Source organism: Streptomyces djakartensis (assembly GCF_014651075.1).
In the GTDB taxonomy this organism is placed as follows: domain Bacteria; phylum Actinomycetota; class Actinomycetes; order Streptomycetales; family Streptomycetaceae; genus Streptomyces; species Streptomyces djakartensis.
This window is the reverse complement of the sequence record NZ_BMWE01000024.1, coordinates 58666-78582: the sequence shown is the minus strand read 5'-3', so window position 1 is coordinate 78582 and position 19917 is coordinate 58666. Positions and strand designations below refer to the sequence as shown.

General features: G+C 71.9%; 11 protein-coding genes, 1 other RNA gene and 1 pseudogene. 7 read left to right on the top strand and 6 right to left on the bottom strand.

The features are described 5' to 3' along the window. Positions 1 to 34 precede the first annotated feature (34 nt). The 5 genes and pseudogenes from IE212_RS30255 to ccrA all read left to right on the top strand — a co-directional run. Positions 35 to 5629: pseudogene (locus tag IE212_RS30255) on the top strand (type I polyketide synthase); the annotation flags it as partial. Next, a complete protein-coding gene (locus IE212_RS30250; protein ID WP_190201152.1) occupies positions 5616 to 6332 on the top strand; it encodes a class I SAM-dependent DNA methyltransferase in 717 nt (238 codons plus the stop codon). The pseudogene IE212_RS30255 and the gene IE212_RS30250, both read left to right, overlap by 14 nt. 35 nt (positions 6333 to 6367) lie before the next feature. Then, positions 6368 to 7600, top strand: coding sequence for a cytochrome P450 family protein (locus IE212_RS30245; protein WP_190201151.1), 1233 nt, complete (start codon positions 6368 to 6370; stop codon positions 7598 to 7600). A 41-nt stretch (positions 7601 to 7641) separates the two neighbouring features. Beyond that, positions 7642 to 8940 (top strand): activator-dependent family glycosyltransferase, encoded by a 1299-nt coding sequence (locus tag IE212_RS30240; protein ID WP_190201150.1) that lies wholly within the window; start codon positions 7642 to 7644, stop codon positions 8938 to 8940. A gap of 77 nt (positions 8941 to 9017) precedes the next feature. Next, positions 9018 to 10349, top strand: coding sequence for a crotonyl-CoA carboxylase/reductase (gene ccrA, locus IE212_RS30235; protein ID WP_190201160.1), 1332 nt, complete (start codon positions 9018 to 9020; stop codon positions 10347 to 10349). 90 nt (positions 10350 to 10439) lie between these two features. Here ccrA and IE212_RS30230 read toward each other — a convergent pair whose 3' ends face one another. The 6 genes from IE212_RS30230 to rnpB all read right to left on the bottom strand — a co-directional run bounded on the left by IE212_RS30230 (position 10440) and on the right by rnpB (position 18171). Further along, the gene (locus tag IE212_RS30230; RefSeq protein ID WP_190201149.1) at positions 10440 to 11105 is read right to left on the bottom strand and encodes an O-methyltransferase; all 666 of its coding nucleotides are present in this window, start codon (positions 11103 to 11105) and stop codon (positions 10440 to 10442) included. 3 nt (positions 11106 to 11108) lie between these two features. Beyond that, positions 11109 to 12275, bottom strand: coding sequence for an acyltransferase family protein (locus tag IE212_RS30225; protein WP_190201148.1), 1167 nt, complete (start codon positions 12273 to 12275; stop codon positions 11109 to 11111). Between the two features lie 542 nt (positions 12276 to 12817). After that, positions 12818 to 14473 carry an ABC-F type ribosomal protection protein Car(A) gene (gene car(A) / locus IE212_RS30220; protein ID WP_190201147.1) on the bottom strand — a complete coding sequence of 552 codons (1656 nt, stop codon included), beginning with the start codon at positions 14471 to 14473 and terminating at the stop codon, positions 12818 to 12820. A 218-nt stretch (positions 14474 to 14691) separates the two neighbouring features. Continuing rightward, positions 14692 to 16137, bottom strand: a complete 1446-nt coding sequence (gene hflX / locus IE212_RS30215) for a GTPase HflX (RefSeq protein ID WP_190201146.1) — start codon at positions 16135 to 16137, stop codon at positions 14692 to 14694. A gap of 490 nt (positions 16138 to 16627) precedes the next feature. Further along, positions 16628 to 17611 carry a dTDP-glucose 4,6-dehydratase gene (gene rfbB, locus IE212_RS30210; RefSeq protein WP_190201145.1) on the bottom strand — a complete coding sequence of 328 codons (984 nt, stop codon included), beginning with the start codon at positions 17609 to 17611 and terminating at the stop codon, positions 16628 to 16630. 144 nt (positions 17612 to 17755) lie between these two features. Then, an RNA gene (rnpB, locus tag IE212_RS30205) (RNase P RNA component class A) lies at positions 17756 to 18171 on the bottom strand. Between the two features lie 287 nt (positions 18172 to 18458). Between rnpB and IE212_RS30200 the strand changes: the two genes are divergently transcribed. Both IE212_RS30200 and yaaA read left to right on the top strand, forming a co-directional pair. Beyond that, a complete protein-coding gene (locus IE212_RS30200; RefSeq protein ID WP_190201144.1) occupies positions 18459 to 19037 on the top strand; it encodes a hypothetical protein in 579 nt (192 codons plus the stop codon). A gap of 44 nt (positions 19038 to 19081) precedes the next feature. Continuing rightward, on the top strand, positions 19082 to 19864 hold the full coding sequence (gene yaaA / locus IE212_RS30195) for a peroxide stress protein YaaA (protein WP_190201143.1): 783 nt from the start codon (positions 19082 to 19084) through the stop codon (positions 19862 to 19864). Positions 19865 to 19917: the final 53 nt, after the last annotated feature.

Below are 19917 nucleotides of genomic sequence, written 5' to 3'. Positions count from 1 at the left end.
CCCGGAGATGTCACCGTCCATCGACGAGGTGCTCGACGCGCTGCGTACCTCGGTCAAGGAGACCGAGCGGCTACGACGGCGCAACCAGGAGCTCGTCACCGCCGCCCGTGAGCCGATCGCGATCGTGGGGATGGCGTGCCGCTATCCGGGCGGGGTGAGCGACCCGGAGGGGCTGTGGCGGCTGGCCGCCGAGGGCGTCGACGCGATCACTCGCTTCCCCACCGACCGAGGCTGGGACGAGGCCGCCGTGTACTCGCCCGAGCACCGCCCCGGCACCACCTACTGCCGCGAGGGCGGCTTCCTCGCCGGCGCGGGTGACTTCGACGCGGCGTTCTTCGGGATCTCGCCGAACGAGGCTCTGGTGATGGATCCCCAGCAGCGGCTGCTCCTCGAAACCTCGTGGGAGGCCCTGGAGCGCGCCGGGGTCGTGCCGGAGTCGCTGCGTGGCGGGCGGACCGGCGTGTTCGTCGGCGCGGCGCACACGGGTTACGCCTCCGACCCGGCGCGAGCGCCCGAGGGGACGGAGGGCTACCTGCTGACCGGCGACGCCGACGCGGTGCTGTCCGGCAGGATCGCCTACGTCCTCGGGTTGGAGGGTCCGGCCATCACCGTGGAGACGGCGTGCTCGTCGTCCCTCGTGGCCCTCCACCTGGCGGTGCAGTCGCTGCGGCGCGGGGAGTGCGACCTGGCTCTGGCCGGGGGTGTCGCGGTCATGCCCGACCCCACGGTGTTCGTGGAGTTCTCCCGCCAGCGCGGCCTGGCGCCGGACGGGCGCTGCAAGGCCTTCGCCGACACCGCCGACGGCACGGCGTGGGCCGAGGGCGTCGGGATGCTCCTGGTGGAGCGGCTCTCCGACGCCGAGCGGCTCGGCCACCGCGTCCTGGCCGTCGTACGCGGCACCGCCGTCAACCAGGACGGCGCCAGCAACGGCCTCACCGCCCCCAGCGGACCCGCCCAGCAGAAGGTCATCCGCGAGGCCCTGGCCGACGCCCGCCTCACCCCCGACGACATCGACGCCGTAGAGGCCCACGGCACCGGCACCCCCCTCGGCGACCCCATCGAAGCCGGCGCCCTGCTCGCCACCTACGGACACCCCGAACGCCGGACACCGCTCTGGCTCGGGTCGTTGAAGTCCAACATCGGCCACACCCAGGCCGCCGCCGGCATCGCCGGAATCATCAAGATGGTGCAGGCCATGCACCACGGCACCCTGCCTCGCACCCTGCACGCCGACCGTCCCACCACCAAGGTCGACTGGGCGGCCGGTTCCCTCCAACTCCTCGCGGACGCCCGGCCCTGGCCGGCCGATCCCGACCGGCCGCGCCGCGCGGGCGTCTCCGCCTTCGGCGTCAGCGGTACCAACGCCCACACCATCATCGAGGAACCACCCACCCCCGCCGAAGCACCCGAACGCACCCGCGCCCTGCCCGTCCTCCCCTGGGTACTGTCGGCCCGTTCCGAGGACGCGTTGCGTGACCAGGCGCGACTGCTGGCCGACCGGAGCGGGGACGTCCTCGACACCGGTTACTCCCTCGCCACGACCAGGGCGGTCCTGGAGCACCGGGCGGTCGCTCTGGTGGATGACCCGGCAGCCGCGCACGACACGCTCCTCGCCCTGGCGGGCGGGCGGCCGTCGGACGCCGTCGTGACCGGCATCGCGCGCCGGGGACGTGACGTGGCGTTCCTCTTCTCCGGCCAGGGCTCGCAACGAGCCGGTGCCGGACGGGAGTTGTATGCGTCGTTCCCCGTCTTCGCCCAAGCCCTCGACGAAGTGGCGGGCGGTTTTGACGCCTATCTCGAACACCCGCTGCCGCGGGTGATGTTCGCGGAGCCCGGCACGGCGGACGCCGCCCTGCTGGACCGGACCGCTTACGCGCAGCCCGCGCTGTTCGCCGTGGAGACCGCCCTGTTCCGGCTCTTCGAGAGCTGGGGGCTGATGCCGGACGTCCTGCTGGGCCATTCGATCGGCGGGCTGGCCGCGGCGTACGCCGCCGGGGTGTTCTCGACGGCGGACGCCGTCCGGCTGGTCGCGGCGCGGGGGCGGCTGATGCAGCGGCTGCCCGAGGGCGGTGCGATGGTCGCGGTGCGCGCCACCGAGCAGGAGGTGGCCGAGCTGGAGTGGATCGCGGACGGAAAGGCGGTCGTCGCCGCGTTCAACGGGCCCGAATCACTCGTGATCTCGGGGGACGAACAGGCCGTCCTTTCGGCGGCCGGGGAACTGGCCGCCCGGGGGCGTCGTACGAAGCGGCTCTCGGTGAGCCACGCCTTCCACTCGCCGCACATGGACGCGATGCTCGCCGACTTCCGCGCCGTCGCCGAAAGCGTCACCTACCGCACCCCGAGGCTTCCGATCGTCTCCGAGGTGACGGGCCGGCCCGCCGCCCCGTCCGAGCTCATGGACCCCGGGTACTGGACCCGCCAGGTACGCGAACCGGTCCGGTTCGCCGCCGCCGTGCGCGCCGCGCGGGAGGCCGGGGCGGCGACCTTCGTCGAACTCGGTCCCGACGCCGTGCTGTCCGGCATGGCACGGGAGTGCGCGGCGGGCGACACCGGCACGGCGTTCGCCGCCGCGCTGCGCCGCGGCCGCCCGGAGTGCGCGACCGTGCTGCGTGCCGCGGCCACTGCCTTCGTCCAGGGGGCCCACGTCGACTGGGCCGCGCCGTACGAGGGGGCCGGGGCGCGGCGGGTGGACATGCCGACGTACCCGTTCCAGCACACCCGCTACTGGCTTCGCCCGGCCCCGGCGGCGGCACGGACCACGGACCGTACCGAGGCCGAGGAGCCGGTCCAGTCCCAGGCCCTGTGGGCAGCGGTCCACGACGGCGACGTCAAGGCCGCCTCCGTGCAGTTGGGCGCCGAGGAGGCCGGCATCGAGGAGCCGCTCGGCGCGGTCCTTCCGCACCTGGCGGCCTGGCACGACCGGTGCCGCACCGCCGCCGAGACGAACGCGCTGCGCTACCGGGTCGTCTGGCAGCCGCTGCCGGCGAGGGCGGCCCGGCGTCGTCTCGGTGGCCGTTGGCTGGTGATCGGTCAGGACGGCGACTCGCTGATCCCCGATATCACCGCCGCCCTGCGCACCGCAGGCGCCGACACCCACACCCTCACCCTCGACCCCGCCACCACCGACAAACACACCCTCGCCACCCACCTCACCCACATCGCCAACGCCCACCCCGACGGCCTCACCGGCATCCTTCTCACCCCCACCCCCGTCACACCCGACCCCCACCAACCCCCACTCGACCCCGCCACCACCCTCACCCTCACCACCATCCAAGCCCTCACCACCACCCCCCTCACCACCCGCCTGTGGATCACCACCCGCCAAGCCACCACCATCCACCCCACCGACACCCCCAACCCCTACACCGCACGCCTATGGGGACTCGGCCAAACCGCCGCCCTCGAACACCCCCAACACTGGGGCGGCCTCATCGACCTCCCCCAACACCCCACACCCCACCACCTCCACCACCTCACCACCCACCTCGCAACCCACCACACCACCACCCCCCAACAACCGGGCGAAGACCAAATCGCCATCCGCACCCACACCACCTACGCCCGCCGACTCACCCCCACCACCCCCACCACCACACCCACCCCCTGGACCCCACCCCCCGGCACCATCCTCATCACCGGCGGCACCGGCGCCCTCGGCACCCACCTCGCCACCTGGCTCGCCCACAAAGGCGCCAAACACCTCATCCTCACCAGCCGCCAAGGACCCAACGCCCCCGGCGCCACCCAACTCCAACACCACCTCACCCAACTCGGCACCCACACCACCATCACCCCCTGCGACCTCACCGACCCCCACCAAATCGAAAACCTCATCAACCACATCAACACCCACCACCCACCCCTCCAAGCCATCTTCCACACCGCCGGAACCCCCCAGACCACCCCACTCACCGACCTCACCCCCACCCAAGCCACCCACATCCTCAACGCCAAAACCACCGGCGCCCAACTCCTCCACCACCACACCACCCACACCCCCCTCCACACCGTCGTCCACTTCTCCTCCGCCGCCGCCACCTGGGGCAGCAGCGGACAATCCCTCTACGCCGCCGCCAACGCCCACCTCGACGCCCTCGCCCAACACACCCACACCCAAGGCCAACCCACCACCTCCATCGCCTGGGGGGTCTGGGGCGGGAAGGGCATGGTCGAACTCGCCCCGGAGGGCTATCTGGAGCGCCAGGGGGTGCGGCCGCTGCGGCCGGAGACGGCACTGGCCGCGCTGCAGCAGGCCCTCGACCACCGCGACGTCAACGTGACCATCGCCGACCTCGACTGGGACCGGTTCGCGCCCACCCTGACGGCGAGGCGTCCCAGCCCGCTGATCAGCGACATCCCGCAGGTCCGCACGGCCCGCCCGGCCACCCGGCGTGGCTCCGCGAAGTCCGGTCCGGCGGACGGCGACCGGGCCGTGCCGCGCCTCGGCCGGGCGCGGCCCGAGGAGCGGCGTGGGCTCGCGCTTCACCTGGTGCGGGCACTGGCCGCCGGTGTGCTCGGGCACTCCGACGCCGAGCAGGTGGACGCGCGGGCCTCCTTCCGCGATCTCGGCTTCGACTCACTGGCCGCGGTCAGTCTGCGGGACGGGCTGGCCGAGGCGACCGGCCTGGAGCTGCCCGCCGGTCTCGTGTTCGACCACGAGGACCCGACCGCGCTGGCGGACCATCTGGCCGAGCTGGCCGGGCGCGCGGCGGACGGCGCGTCCGGGTCGCCCGCGCAACCGGAGGGCACGCTGCTCGCCGCCCTGCGTACGGCCGTCGCCCGGGGCCGGACCGACGAGGCGGTGTCCCTGATGGCCGGGCTGGCCCGGTTCCGGCCCGCCTTCACCGGCGACGGACGCCCGAGCGGGCTTCCGGCGCCGGTGGGTCTCGCGACCGGGGCCACGCGGCCGCGGCTGTACTGCTGTGCCGGCACGGCCGCCACGTCGCACCCCCGGGAGTACGCGCGTTTCGCGGACGCCCTGCGCGGCCGCCGGGACGTGACCGTCCTGCCGCTGCCCGGCTTCGGCGACCCGGCCGAGCCGCTGCCGGCGTCGCTGGACGCGCTGCTCGCCGACCGGGCCGAGGCGCTGCTGGAGCACTGCGGGGGCGAGCCGTTCGCCCTCGTGGGCCACTCCGCCGGCGCGAACGTCGCGCACGCCCTCGCCGCGTATCTGGAGTCGCGCGGCAGCGGTCCGGCGGCGGTCGTCCTGATGGACATGTACTTCCCGGACGACCCCGGGGCGATGGGCGTATGGCGGGACGACCTGCTGCGCTGGTCGCTGGAGCGCAGCCCGGTGCCGCTCGCGGAGCACCGGCTGACGGCCATGGCCGGGTACCACCGGCTGCTGCTCGGCAGCCAGATCACCGCGCTGCGCGCGCCCGTGCTGCTGGCGCGGGCCTCGGAGCCGCTGCGCGAGTGGACCGGCGACGGCGGCCCGGACGGCTGGCGGTCCCGGGTGCCGGGGGTCACGAGCGTCACCGACGTGCCCGGCAACCACTTCACCATGCTCACCGAGCACGCGGCGGACACGGCCTCGGCGGTCCACGACTGGCTGGTGTCCATCGCCGGTGACATTCACGACAAACCCATCGAGCGCGCCCCGGAGGACGCTGATGTACACCGATGAGATCGCGGCCGTCTACGACCTGGTGCACGAGGGGAAGGGCAAGGACTACCGGCGTGAGGCGGAGGAGATCGCCGACCTGGTGCGGGCCGAGCGCGCGGACGCCGGGTCGCTGCTCGACGTGGCCTGCGGGACCGGTCAGCATCTGCGTCACCTCGCCGGTCTCTTCGACCACGTGGAGGGCGTCGAGCTCTCCCCCGACATGCTCGCCCTGGCGGCGCGCCGCAACCCCGGCGTGCCGCTGCACCAGGGCGACATGCGCACGTTCGGCCTCGGCCGGCGGTTCGACGCCGTGGTCTGCATGTTCAGTTCCATCGGTCACCTCCGTGACACCGGCGAACTCGACGCCACGCTGGAGCGTTTCGCTCAGCACCTCGCCCCGGGCGGCGTGATCCTCGTCGAACCCTGGTGGTTCCCCGAGTCGTTCACGCCCGGTCACGTCGGGGCGAGTCTCACCGAGGCCGGTGACCGCACGATATGCCGGATGTCGCACTCCGTGCGGGAGGGCGACGCCACCCGGATCGAGGTGCGCTACCTGGTCGCGCACCCGGTGGACGGCGTCCGCGTCCTGTCCGAGAGTCACCGGATCACCCTGTTCCAGCAGTCCGCGTACGAGCGTGCCTTCAAGAACGCCGGTTGCGAGGTGCGGTACCTGGACCGCAGCGACATCGGCCGACCCGGCCTGTTCATCGGAACGTGCCGCTGAACGGCGTCCGGCACCGAACCAGAGAGGGAGGAGCCATGTCCGCCACCACCGCCGAGGCCTCGGCCGCCCGGCCGGACGACGAGATCCGCGAAGTCGGCCGCCGACTGCAACTGACCCGCGCGGGAATCTGGTTCGCGGGCAACCAGGGCGACCCGTACGCGATGATCCTGCGCGCCACCGACGACGACAGCACCCCCTGGGAGGAGCGGATCCGCGCGCACGGCACGTGGTTCCGCAGCGACCTGCTCGGCGCCTGGGTCACGGCGGACCCCGCCGTGACGGACCGGGTACTGGGCGATCCCCGCTTCGGCACACTCGACCGCGCGGGACACCGCCCGGACGCCGACCTGCTGCCGATCGCCGCCGAGTTCCCCGAGTACGAACGCCCCGAACTCGCCCGCCTGCACGCCCTGGCCGCTCCGGCACTGAGCGGCACCGCCCTGTTCGGCGCCGAGCGGGCCGAGGCGGAGGCGCCGGTCCGTGCCCTCCTGCCCGTCGACGGCGCCGTATTCGATCTCGTCGGCGATGTCGTCCGGCCGTACGTCGGGGCGCTGGTGCTCCGGCTCCTGGGCGTCGCGGAGGGCGAGCGGGCAGAGGCGGTCCGTCCGCTCACCCGGTGCGGGCCCCAACTGGACGCCCGGTTCACACCGCAGACGCTGGCCGTGGCACGGGACTCCGCCGCGGCGGTCCGGGAGGTGGCCGCGCTGGTGCGCGAACTGGTCGCCCGCGAGGCCGCCACGGGCGCGGGCGGGACGGCCGGTCTGGTCGGGGCGCTGCTGGGCCGGGGCGTCGCGCCCCGGGACGTCGAACGCATCGGCCTGATCCTCGCGGTCGGCGCGCCGGAACCCGCCGCGACGGTCGTCGCGAACACCGTGCGGGCGCTGCTGAGCGGCTCCGGGGAGTGGGCGGACGCCCGCCGCACCGCAGCGGCGTCGGCCGCTGTCGACCGCACGCTCCTCGTGCGGCCGCCCACCCGCCTGGAGCGCCGGGTCGCCCACGAGGACGTCCGCCTGGGGGGCCGTCGCATCCGCGCCGACGACCAGGTGGTGGTGGTGGTGACCCCGGGCGCGCCGGACGCTCCTCGAGACGTGTCCCGCACCGGGCCGCACCTCGGCCTCGCGCTGCCCGTCGTACGGCTGGCCGCGACGACCGCCGTGTCGGCCCTGGCACGCGCGCTGCCCGGTCTGAAGGCCGCGGGCCCGGCCCTGACGCGCCCCCGCTCACCGGTCGTACGCGCCTACGCCCGCTTCCCCGTCTGCGCGCACTGAGCCCCACGCCACCGTCCGCCCTCGCACGAACCGGAGCCCCGATGCGAGTCCTGCTGACCTCGCTCGCGCACAACACACACTTCTACAGTCTCGTGCCGCTGGCCTGGGCGTTGCGTGCGGCCGGGCACGAGGTGCGGGTGGCCAGCCCGCCCTCGCTCACCGATGTCATCACCTCCGCCGGTCTGGCCGCCGTCCCCGTCGGCGACGACCGGCCGGCCGTCGAGCTGCTGGCCGAGATGGGCAGCGATCTGGTGCCCTACAACAAGGGCCTGGAGTTCACCGAGGACGGCCCGGCCCAGGAGGCCGGCTGGGAGTATCTGCTGGGCCAGCAGACGCTGATGTCGGCCTTCTGCTTCGCTCCGTTCAACGGTGCGGCGACCATGGACGAAGTCGTCGACTTCGCCCGCGGCTGGCGCCCCGACCTGGTCGTGTGGGAGCCCTGGACGTACGCAGGCCCGGTCGCCGCCCGTGCCTGCGGCGCCGCACACGCCCGCATCCTGTGGGGCCCCGACGCGATCGGGCGTTCCCGCAGACGCTTCCTCGAGGCGCTCCGCGAGGTCCCGGCTGAGCTGCGCGAGGACCCCATCGCGGAGTGGCTCGGCTGGACCCTGGAGCGGTACGGGTGCGCGTACGACGAACGGGACATGCTCGGCCACTGGGTGATCGACCCGGGCCCGCGGAGCACCCGGCTGGACGTGGGGCAGACCACCGTGCCCATGCGTTACGTCCCCTACAACGGGCGCTCGGTGGTCGAACCCTGGCTCCTGCGCACGCCCGACCGTCCCCGGATCTGCCTCACCCTCGGCACCTCGGCCCGCGAGACCTACGGCCGTGACGCGGTCTCCTTCCCGACGCTGCTGGAGTCGCTGGCCCGGCTCGACATGGAGGTGGTGGCCACCCTCGACCACTCCCAGCGCGAGCGGCTGGGCCGTCTCCCCGACAACATCGTGCCGGTGGACTTCGTCCCGCTGGACGCGCTGCTGCCCAGCTGTGCCGCGATCATCCACCATGGCGGGGCGGGCACCTGGTCCACTGCCCTGCTGCACGGTGTGCCGCAGTTGCTGGTGCCGTCCCTGTGGGACGCGCCGCTCAAGGCGCAGCAGTTGCAGCGTCTGTCGGCCGGTTTCCACCTGCCCCCGGCGGACCTCACCGCGGACGCGCTGACCGAGGCGGTGCGTGCGGCGGTGGAGGACCCCTCGATCCGGGCGGGCGCTCGCCGGCTGCGCGCGGAGATGCTCGCCGACCCCACACCCGCCGGAATCGTCCCGATCCTGGAACGCCTCACCGCCGAACACGCCGGACCCGCCGGACAGCAGGAGCACCCGGCGGCGGTGGTCTGACCTCTGACCACGGACCCGGCCGCCTTCTTCGCACACCGACCGATCGGAGCGCACCCGTGAAGCCCGTGAACCCCGCCATGACCGAGCTGCTCGCCACGATCACCGCGCCCGGCCGCACCGCCGCCGACATCGCCGCGCTGCGGCTGCCCGAGTCCTACCGGGCCGTGACCGTGCGCAAGGAGGACGTCGGCATGTTCGACGGCATGAGCAGCTCGGCCAAGGATCCGCGCAAGTCCCTGCACGTGGACGAGGTGCCGCTGCCCCGGCTGGGGCCGGGTGAGGCACTGGTCGCGGTGATGGCCAGTTCGGTCAACTACAACACCGTCTGGTCGTCGATCTTCGAGCCGCTGCCCACCTTCGGTTTCCTCGAACGGTACGGCCGTACCTCACCTCTGGCCGCGCGCCACGACCTGCCCTACCACGTGCTCGGCTCGGACCTGGCCGGCGTGGTGCTGCGCACCGGGCCGGGGGTGCACGCCTGGCGGCCCGGTGACGAGGTCGTCGCGCACTGCCTGTCCGTCGAGCTGGAGAGCCCCGACGGCCATGGCGACACCATGCTCGACCCGGAGCAGCGGATCTGGGGGTTCGAGACGAACTTCGGCGGGCTGGCGGAGATCGCGCTGGTGAAGTCCAACCAGCTGATGCCCAAGCCCGGCCATCTGTCCTGGGAGGAGGCCGCGGCTCCCGGTCTCGTGAACTCCACCGCCTACCGGCAGCTGGTCTCCCGCAACGGCGCCGCCATGAAACAGGGCGACAACGTGCTGATCTGGGGCGCGAGCGGCGGACTGGGCAGTTACGCCACCCAGTTGGCGCTCGCCGGCGGGGCGACGCCCGTCTGCGTCGTCTCCTCCCCCCTGAAGGCCGAGATCTGCCGGCGGATGGGCGCCGAGCTGATCATCGACCGCAGCGCCGAGGACTACCGCTTCTGGAAGGACGAACACACGCAGGACCCCAGGGAGTGGAAGCGGTTCGGCAAGCGCATCCGTGAGCTGACCGGGGGCGAGGACGTCGACATCGTCTTCGAGCACCCGGGCCGCGAGACCTTCGGCGCCTCCGTGTACGTCACGCGCAAGGGCGGCACCGTCGTGACCTGCGCGTCCACCTCGGGCTTCGAGCACCAGTACGACAACCGCTATCTGTGGATGTCGCTGAAGCGGATCGTCGGCACCCACTTCGCCAACTACCGCGAGGCGTGGGAGGCCAACCGGCTCATCGCCAAGGGCCTCATCCATCCGACGCTGTCGCGCGTCCATCCCCTCGAGGACACCGCGCTCGCGGTCTGCGAGGTGCACCGCAACGTCCACCAGGGCAAGGTCGGCATCCTGTGCCTGGCCCCCGGGGAAGGGCTCGGCGTGCGCGACCACGAGCTGCGCGAGCGCCATCTCACGGCCATCAACCGATTCCGCTGAGGGAACGGCCCGACGGAAAGAGTGGTGCCCACCGCCCTGCGGCGGTGGGCACCACTCGTGTCACGGCTCCGCGTTCCCGCGGCGCGTCGGTCACTCCCGGCGGCGCGCCAGGGTGATGCCGTCGGCCATGGTCAGCAGGGCGAGGTCCACCCGCTCGTCGTGGAGCAGCCGCTCGTTGAGCTCGCGCACGGCGAGGGTGTCGGGATCGTCTGCCCGCGGGTCCGCCACCCGGCCGAGGAAGAGGGTGTTGTCGACGGCCAGCAGCCCGCCGGTGCGGACCAGTGCGAGCGCCTCTTCGCAGTAGTGCGGGTAGCCGGCCTTGTCCGCGTCGACGAACACCAGGTCGAAGATGCCGTCGCCTTCGTGCGCACGCAGCTCGGACAGGGTCCGGGCGGCGTCGCCGATGCGAAGGTCGATGCGGTCGGCGACGCCCGCCTGCCGCCAGAACGGGGCGCCGACGCCGGGCCACCGCTCGGTGATGTCGCAGGTGACGATCCGGCCGCCGGGCGGCAGTGCCCGGGCCATGCACAGCGTGCTGTACCCGGTGAACGTGCCGATCTCCAGGACCTGGGTGGCGCCCGTGAGCCGGATCAGCAGGGCGAGGAGCTGGGCCTCCTCCGGCATGATCTGCATGGCGCGTCCGCCGGGCAGGGCCGCCGTCAACTCCCGCAGCTCGCGCAGCACGGCGTCGTCGCGCAGCGAGACGCTCCTGGCGTATTCCAGCAGCGCCGGACTGAGAGCGGTCTGGTCGGCCATGCGTCATACCCTTTCCAGCGGAGCCCGGTGCGGGCGGCTTTCAAAGTCGGGAGCCGGCCCCTGGGGAGGGCGGCGGCCGCGCGACAGGGTCATGCAGGGCCGCTCGGCGAAGATGTGCGGGACCGCGCTCGCGGCGATCGTGACCCCCAGTGCCGCCGCGGTGATGCCGAGCGCCGCGAGGGTGTCCCACTGACGCGCGTATCCCTGGTCGCCGCCCAGCAGCCGGTGCCCGTAGCGGATGATCAGGAAGTGGATCAGGTAGAAGGCGTACGACCACGCGCCCAGCCTGACCAGCACGGCCACGCGCAGTCCCGTACGGCGCCCGCGCAGATCGCCGTCCGCGACGGCGGCGATCAGCAGGGCGATGGGGACGACGGTGGTGGCGGTGAGGGTGAACATCGGCGGCACCACCTGGTTGAGCGCGAACGCGCCGCCGAGCAGCAGCGCGGCCGTGCCCGTTCCGGGCCCCCGCCATGCCCCCTGGCGCCGGATCAGCGCCAGCACGATGCCGAGGAGGAACTCCAGCATCCGCACGGGCGGGTACCAGTACGTGAACCACATGTCCCGCAGCGGCATCCCGGGAACGACCTCTGCGCTGTCCGGCAGCAGCCGGGCCACGAACGGCATGCACGCCACGGCAAGCGCCAGCCCGGCCGCGTACCACCACAACTGGCTCGCCCGTGTCCCACGCAGCAGCCGGTACCACAACGGAAACGTGAGATAGAAGGCCATTTCGCAGGAAAGCGACCAGCTCGGGGTGCTGAATCCCGACACGATGTACGCGTCCGGCAGCCATGAATGCAGCAGCAGGTTGGGCACCATGCCGTCCCACGCCGAACCGCCCGGCAGGACCGGCTCAGAGAGACCGAAGATGATGACGGCCGCAATGCAGAAGGTGACGAAATGCAGCGGGTAGATCTTGGCGAACCTACGCCGCCAGAAGCTTTTGACGGAGTCGCCGTCCCGGGCCGACCACGTCAGCACATAGCCGCTCAGCACGAAGAAGAGGGAGACCGCGAGCGAGCCGAGCGAAGTGAGGTGCCCCAGGCCAAAGGCCACGTCCGGACCGGCGGAAATGCCCTGCTGGGCGATATGGCAGACGAATACGGAAAGCGCCGCGAACCAGCGCAGCCCGGTCAGTGAGGGTAGGCGCTCGACGCGCGACTCCATCGATCGTTGTCCCTTTCGCCAAAAATGGGGCCGAATCGCCGGCCGATATCGGGCGCGCCCATCTTGGTTTCCGGGTATTTCTCCGGCAACCCGGAGGTGACACAGTCAGGCCCGCTTTCCTTTCCCGGCACCGGCGTCCCGGCCGAAACTGTGGTGACGGCAGTTCAGAGAAGGGCAGTGACGATGACAGCTCTGAACCTGATGGGATCCCGAGGTGCTGCGCGATCCGTTCGGCGCCTATGCCGAAATCAGGGCCCAGGCGCCGCTGGTACGGGCCGCGTACCCGTGGGGCGCCGTCCAGTGGCTCGCGACCCGGTACTCCGACGTCAAGGCGGTGCTGACCGACCCGCGGCTGGTGAACGACCCGGCGAACGTCCCGGGGATGAACCTGCCCCATCCTGGCCTCGCTCCCCGACCGGGCGCAGGACGGCGTGATCGACCTCCTCGAGGACTTCTCCTATCCGCTGTCCATCGACGTCAATCTGACCGTCCGGAGGGACGGGCCCCCTGGCACCCGTCCCTCCCGCGCACCGCTTCGGCGATCAGGCGGCGGTGAACTCGGCGACGCGCCCGTCCCGCAGCGTCAGATGGGCGCCGTTGAAGCGGGACCGCATGCGCCGGTCGTGGGTGACGACGACGACCGTGCCCTGATAACCGGTCAGCGCCTCCTCCAGTTCCTCGACGAGGGCGGGCGAGAGGTGGTTGGTGGGTTCGTCCAGCAGCAGCAGGTCGACCGGCTCGGTCACCAGCCGGGCGAGTTCGATGCGGCGCCGCTGCCCGTACGACAGGTCCTGCACACGCTGCCGGAGGTCTTCCGGGCTGAACAACCCGAGGGAGAGCAGCGCCTCGGTGTGCTCGTCGATGTCACCGGCCCGTCCGCTGCTGAACGCCTGAAGCACCGTCATACCCGCCCGCCACGGTGTCTGTTCCTGCCTCAGGTGTCCCACCCGGCCCGACACCAGCACCGACCCGCTGTCGGGTTCCAGCTCCCCGGAGAGCACCCGCAGCAGCGTCGTCTTGCCCGCCCCGTTGGGGCCGGTGACCAGCAGCCGTTCGCCGGGCCCGAGGCGCAGGGAGTCGACGCTGAGCCGGTCGCCGACCCGGACGCCGGTGAGTTCGGCCACCGTCTCCTGAGGCTGTGCGGCCTCGGTGGTGATCTCCGCGGTGAAGGTGAGCGGCTCGGGCGGCGGCGCTACCGGGTTCTCGGTCAGCCGCGCGACCCGTTCCTTGGCGTTGCGGATCCGCACCATCGCACCGTGGCCCCGCCCGCGCATCCGGAACTGGCCGGCGCCGAAGACGGCGAAGGGCAGCTTGCGCGGGATGGCGTCCAGACGCGCCACGTTGGACGCGATCAGGTCGCGGCTGCGGTCCAGTTCGGCGCGCCACTGCTCGTACTCCAGCAGCCTGCGCTGCCGTTCCGCCGCCTTGGCGGCCAGGTAACCCTCGTAGCCGTTGCCGTACCGCATCACCTTGCCGGAGTCGATCTCCAGGATCGTGGTGGTGAGCCGGTCGAGGAAGAGCCGGTCGTGGGTGACCGCCACAACCGTGCCGCGGTGCTTGCGCAGATGTTCCTCCAGCCAGCCCACGGCCCGGTCGTCCAGGTCGTTGGTCGGCTCGTCCAGCAGCAGCAGTTCGGGTTCCGAGGCCAGCGTCGCCGCCAGGGCGAGGCGCGAGCGCTCGCCGCCGGACAGGGTGCCCAGCCGCCGGCCGCGTTCCAGCCCGGGCAGCCCGAGCCCGTGCAGCGCGATCTCCACCCGGGAGTCGGCCTCGTAGCCGCCGCGGGCCTGGTACCGGTCCACCAGCGCGGCGTAACTCTCCAGGAGGCCGGCGAGTTCGGGGTCCTGGCCCGTCTGGTAGGGCCGTTCGGCCAGCTCGGCCTCGGTCCGGCGCATGCCCTCCTCCAGCTCCCGCAGGTCGGCCAGGGCCAGGTCGACGGCGTCCTGGACCGTGGCGTCCAGCGGCAGCTCCAGTGTCTGGGCCAGATAGCCGACGCCGCCGGGCGCGACCACCGTCAGCGCGCCGTTGTCCGGCTGCTCCCGCCCGGCGATGAGCTTGATCAGCGTGGACTTGCCGGATCCGTTGTCCCCGATGACACCGACCTTCTCGCCCGGTTTGATGGTGAAGCCGATCCGGTCGAGTACGACGTGGTCCTGGTAACGCTTGGTGATGTCATGCAGAGCGAGTTGCGCTGTCGACACGCAGGAGTCCTCCTGATCTGGGTTGAGTGATGTCGCCGCGCACACGGCAGACCGTCGAAAGAAGGCGGTCGGCCCGGAACCCGCTGCGCGTCCGTCTCCTCAGGTGTGCGCGGCCGGGCGCGGTGACGGAGCCTGGCTCGGCGTCCCGCACCCCCGGCGGCCGGTCCGGCCGGACCCGGGCGGGAGGGCCGCTCCGCCCTGCGGCCCTCCCGCCCGGGTCACGGCTGGGGGCAGGCCCGCAGAGCGGCCGCCAGCTCCGGCCCCACCCGCGCCTTCAGCAGGGTGCCCTGCTCGGTGTGCTCGGCGGACAGCACCTCGCCCTCCGTGTGGGCGCGGGAGACCAGGCCGCCCTGGCTGTAGGGCACCATGGCCTCGATCTCCACCTCGGGACGCGGCAGCAGGACGTCGATGAAGTCCCGCAGTGCCTCGATCCCTTCTCCGGTGCGCGCGGAGACCGCGATCGAGCCCTGTTCGGCGGCCAGCAGCCGGGACAGCACGTCCGGGTCGGCGACATCCGCCTTGTTGACGACCACGACCTCCCTGATCTCGCCGGCGCCGACCTCCGCCAGGACCTCCCGGACGGAGGCCAGTTGCGCTTCCGGTTCCGGGTGCGAGCCGTCCACCACGTGCAGCACCAGGTGCGCGTCCGCCACCTCGTCGATGGTCGAGCGGAACGCCTCGACGAGGTGGTGCGGAAGGTGCCGTACGAAGCCGACGGTGTCGGCGATGGTGTAGGGACGGCCGCTCGGGGTCTCCGCGCGGCGCACGGTCGTGTCCAGGGTGGCGAACAGCGCGTTCTCCACCAGTACTCCGGCGCCGGTGAGCCGGTTGAGCAGGGAGGACTTGCCGGCGTTGGTGTACCCCGCGAGCGCGACGGACAGCACCCTGTTGCGTCGGCGCTCCTCGCGCTTGATGTCCCGTCCGGTCTTCAACTGGGCGATCTCACGGCGGAGTTTGGCCATCCGCTCGTGGATCTGCCGCCGGTCGGTCTCGATCTTCGTCTCGCCGGGTCCGCGGGTCGCCATGCCGCCCCCGCCACCGCCGCCCATCTGCCGGGACATCGACTGGCCCCAGCCGCGCAGCCTGGGCAGCATGTACTGCATCTGGGCCAGCGCCACCTGGGCCTTGCCCTCGCGGGACTTCGCGTGCTGCGCGAAGATGTCCAGGATCAGCGCCGTGCGGTCCACGACCTTGACGCGTACGACCTCCTCCAGGTGGACCAGCTGACTCGGGCTGAGTTCGCCGTCGCAGACCACCGTGTCGGCGCCGGCCTCCTCGACGATCTCCCGCAGCTCCGCGGCCTTGCCCGATCCGATGTAGGTCGCCGGGTCGGGCTTCTGCCGCCTCTGGATGACCCCGTCGCACACCAGAGCGCCCGCCGTCTCCGCCAGCGCGGCCAGTTCGGCGAGTGAGGCCTCGGCGTCGTCGGCGCTGCCGGACGTCCAGACTCCGACGAGTACGACACGCTCCAGGCGGAGTTTGCGGTACTCGACCTCGGTGACGTCGGCGAGTTCGGTGGACAGTCCGGTGACCCGGCGCAGCGCGGCCCGCTCCTCGCGGTCGTACTGCTCACCGTCAAAGCTGTCGGGGCCGGGCACGAGGTGTTCGTCCATCAGGGCGTCCGCCCGCTGCTGACGTGCTGCGGGGCCTTCGGGATGCGTCATGTGAGTCCTTTCTCGGGCGGAAACCGCCGGCGGAGCCCGGCGCGGATGCGCTGCGGGCTTTCCTGGCAGTGGCGGTTCCCACCGGTCGCGTGAATCGTGCGCCCGGCCTTCACGCGGGACCCGTCGGAGACGTGGGGGGTGCGCGTGGAGCCCGTCCGATCCGCCGAAGGGACGGACAGAGCAGGACGGGACAGAGCCAGGCCGGAGCCGGAAGGGGGGAGAGGTGAACACCGTCGGCAACAACGGACGGGCATACGAGCAGCACAACCCGGAAGCCGTCCCCGGAGATATGTCTCGCCGGAAGGCTCAGCCAAGGGCCGCTTGGGGCTTCGCGCCCAGCGCCGCGTCACAGAGGGTCAATGCCGAATCTCACACGCCTCCCACCGTAGTCGATTCTCCAGCCGACCGCATCCACCTTTCCCGGACGGCGAAAACCGGTCACGACGACTCGTCCGGGGGCGGGTTGGTTCGCTCCGGCACGGTGTCACCGCTACCGGCCTTCCTTGAGCGGTGTCCACCAGGAGCGGTTGTCCCGGTACCAGGCGACCGTGTTCGCGAGCCCCTCGGCGAACTCCACGCGCGGTGTGTAGCCGAGTTCCGCGACGGCCTTGCCGAAGTCCAGGGAGTACCTCGCGTCGTGCCCCTTGCGGTCCGTCACCCGCTCGACCATGTCCCAGCCTTGGCCTGTCGCCTCGAGCAGGAGGCCGGTGAGTTCCTTGTTCGCCAGCTCGGTACCGCCGCCGAAATGGTAGACCTCACCGGCCCGGCCGTGCCGGAGTGCGAGCCGAATTCCCCGGCAGTGGTCTGACACGTGCACCCATTCGCGCACGTTGTGCCCGTCTCCGTACAGCGGCACTTTCTCGCCGTCCAGCAACCGGGTGACGAAGAGCGGTATCACTTTTTCGGGAAACTGGTATGGACCGTAATTGTTGGAACAGCGTGTCACCACGACGTCCAGCCCGTGCGTACGATGAAAAGCGAGGGCCAGCAGATCGGAGCCGGCCTTGGACGCCGCGTACGGCGAGTTCGGCGCCAATGGGCTCTCCTCCGACCATGATCCGGCCGCAATCGATCCGTACACCTCGTCGGTGGAGACGTGGACGAAGCGCCGCACCCCCTGCCGCAGGGCCGCGTCCAGCAGAACCTGCGTCCCCAGGACGTTCGTGGTCACGAAGGGACCGGAACTCTCGATGGACCGGTCGACATGCGACTCCGCGGCGAAGTGCACCACCGCGTCGTGCCCCGCCATCACCTTTTCGACCAGGTCGGCATCACAAATGTCGCCGCAGACGAAGGAATAACCGGGATGGCCGGACACCGGGTCCAGTCCGGCGATCGTGCCCGCGTAAGTGAGTTTGTCCAGAACGGTTATTCCGAGGCCCTGATGGGCACTGTCCGCATCGGAAGCCAGAAGTAAACTCCGGACGAACTCCGACCCGATGAAACCGGCCCCGCCGGTCACAAGAATCCGCATGCGCCGAGAATATCCAGTTCACGGAGACCCGGGACAGTGCGACTTGGCGAAGTATTCCGGCTCGACACGCCGGGCCGTGCACATGGGAAGCCTCTGGTGGAGACGGTCCTCTCGGCCGAGGACCCGGCTCGGGACGGAGAGCGGCAGACGAGTCGGGCTGTACGCCGGGTTCTGTTCCGAGGGGTCCTCGCGGTCCCCTCGGCGACGGCCATCCATCTAGGGCCGGCGTTGCCGTCGGCCTCGTGCGGTCTACCCGCGGACTCGGGCGGGCAGCCCTCGATCGTCCGCGCAGAGACGCCCTTCTCTCGAAGAGGGTCTCCTCTTGACCTTGCTCCGGGTGGGGTTTACCTAGCTGCCCAGGTCACCCTGGGCACTGGTGGTCTCTTACACCACCGTTTCACCCTTACCCAGCACCGAGGTGCTGGGCGGTTTGCTTTCTGTGGCACTGTCCCGCGGGTCACCCCGGGTGGCCGTTAGCCACCACCCTGCCCTGTGGAGCCCGGACGTTCCTCGGGGAGCTCCCCGTCAGGGGCACTCCACGCGGCCGTCCGCCCGGCTCGTCTGCCGTGCCGACCATGGTACCCGGCGTGGCGTGGGCTTCGGCGTCGCCGCCGTGGGCAGGACGGAGCCCGCCAGGAAGACCACGAAGGCGATGGCCGACGGTAGGCGGCGGGAGTCACGCCGAGGCCGCCCGGGTCCTTGCCGGCTGCGTTCCCCCGGGGCTGTTCCCGGGCGCCGGGGAGCTCGACCCGGGCCACAGCGTCCTGCGGGCGTTCTACGACGATCTCGCTCCGGCGCAGGCGGAGGCCCTCCGCCGTGCGCTGCGGATCCTCGCCGGGGAGCGGCGATGAGGGTCGCGCGGCGGCTGGTCGCGCACGAGGTGCGGCTGCTCGTGAGTCTCGCGCTGTGGATGGTGCGGCGTACGCAGGGGGTGGACGGCGGGCGGGCCTTCGGGTACGCGCGGGGGCAGGGCGCCATGATGGCCGGGGTCGGGTTCGTGTGCGCCGTGGAGACGGTGGCCATGTCGGTGCTGCTGCGGGAGTGGCCCGCGGCGCACGCGGTCTTCCTTGTCCTGGACGCGTACGGCGTGGTCGTGGTCATGGCGCGGCACGCCTCGTCCGTGGTGCGTCCGCATCTGCTGGATGCGCAGGGCGGATCGTTGCGGATCCGGCGCTACGCGCATGTCGATCTGCGGGTGCCGCTGGAGCGGATCGCGTCGGCGCGGCGAGAGCTGCGGATGACGCGTGAGCGTGCCGACGGTGAGCTGGACGTCGAGGTGGGGTCGCAGACGACCGTCACGCTCGAGCTGACGGAGCCGGTCACGCACGTCACCCTCCTCGGGCGTCGCCGTGATGTGCGGGTCGTCCGATTCCACGCCGATGACGCCGACGGGCTCGTGCGCGCCCTCGGGCAGGCGCGTGTCTGAGCTCCCCGTACGCTGTCGGCTGCGGTTCGATCGAAGGAGTACGCGTGCTTGTCCTGCTGCCGCCGTCCGAAGGCAAGGCGTCGTCCGGCCGTGGTGCGCCGTTGAAGCCGGAGTCGCTGTCCCTGCCGGGGCTCGCCGGGGCCCGGGAGGCGGTCCTCGCCGAGCTGGTCGAGTTGTGCGCGGGCGACGAGGACAAGGCGCGTGAGGTGCTCGGGCTGAGCGAGGGGCTGCGGGGGGAGGTCGCGAAGAACGCGGAGCTGCGGACTGCGGGCGCGCGGCCGGCCGGGGAGATCTACACGGGGGTGCTGTACGACGCCCTGGGGCTGGCGTCCCTCGACGCGGCGGCCAAGAGGCGGGCCGCGCGGTCGCTGCTGGTGTTCTCCGGGTTGTGGGGTGCCGTGCGGGTGACGGACCGGATTCCGTCCTACCGGTGTTCGATGGGCGTGAAGCTGCCGGGTCTGGGGGCGCTGGGAGCGCACTGGCGTACGCCGATGGCGTCGGTACTGCCGGAGGCCGCCGGGGACGGCCTGGTACTGGATCTGCGGTCCGCCGCGTATGCCGCCGCGTGGAAGCCGAAGGGTGAGGTGGCCGGGCGGACGGCGTCGGTGCGGGTGCTGTACGCGCCGACCCGGAAGGTCGTCAGTCACTTCAACAAGGCGACGAAGGGGCGGATCGTGCGGAGTCTGCTGACCGCCGGAGCCGACCCGAAGGGCCCGGCCGAACTGGTCGAGGTACTGCGGGAGCTCGGGCACGAGGTGGAGGCGGAGGCGCCCGCCAAGGCGGGGCAGGCGTGGTCGCTGGATGTGCTGGTGGCCGAGGTTCACTAGCGATCGAGCTGCACGACCCGACCCGCGTTGCAACATGCGCAATGGGCTTTGCG

What these genes read in the sequence shown, in the direction of transcription:
- ccrA (WP_190201160.1), top strand. Translation starts at nt 9,018, where the DNA reads ATGACCGAGCTGCTCGCCACGATCACCGCGCCCGGCCGCACCGCCGCC.
- IE212_RS30230 (WP_190201149.1), bottom strand. Translation starts at nt 11,105, where the DNA reads ATGGCCGACCAGACCGCTCTCAGTCCGGCGCTGCTGGAATACGCCAGG.
- IE212_RS30250 (WP_190201152.1), top strand. Translation starts at nt 5,616, where the DNA reads ATGTACACCGATGAGATCGCGGCCGTCTACGACCTGGTGCACGAGGGG.
- IE212_RS30200 (WP_190201144.1), top strand. Translation starts at nt 18,459, where the DNA reads ATGAGGGTCGCGCGGCGGCTGGTCGCGCACGAGGTGCGGCTGCTCGTG.
- hflX (WP_190201146.1), bottom strand. Translation starts at nt 16,137, where the DNA reads ATGACGCATCCCGAAGGCCCCGCAGCACGTCAGCAGCGGGCGGACGCC.
- IE212_RS30245 (WP_190201151.1), top strand. Translation starts at nt 6,368, where the DNA reads ATGTCCGCCACCACCGCCGAGGCCTCGGCCGCCCGGCCGGACGACGAG.
- IE212_RS30225 (WP_190201148.1), bottom strand. Translation starts at nt 12,275, where the DNA reads ATGGAGTCGCGCGTCGAGCGCCTACCCTCACTGACCGGGCTGCGCTGG.
- IE212_RS30240 (WP_190201150.1), top strand. Translation starts at nt 7,642, where the DNA reads ATGCGAGTCCTGCTGACCTCGCTCGCGCACAACACACACTTCTACAGT.
- rfbB (WP_190201145.1), bottom strand. Translation starts at nt 17,611, where the DNA reads ATGCGGATTCTTGTGACCGGCGGGGCCGGTTTCATCGGGTCGGAGTTC.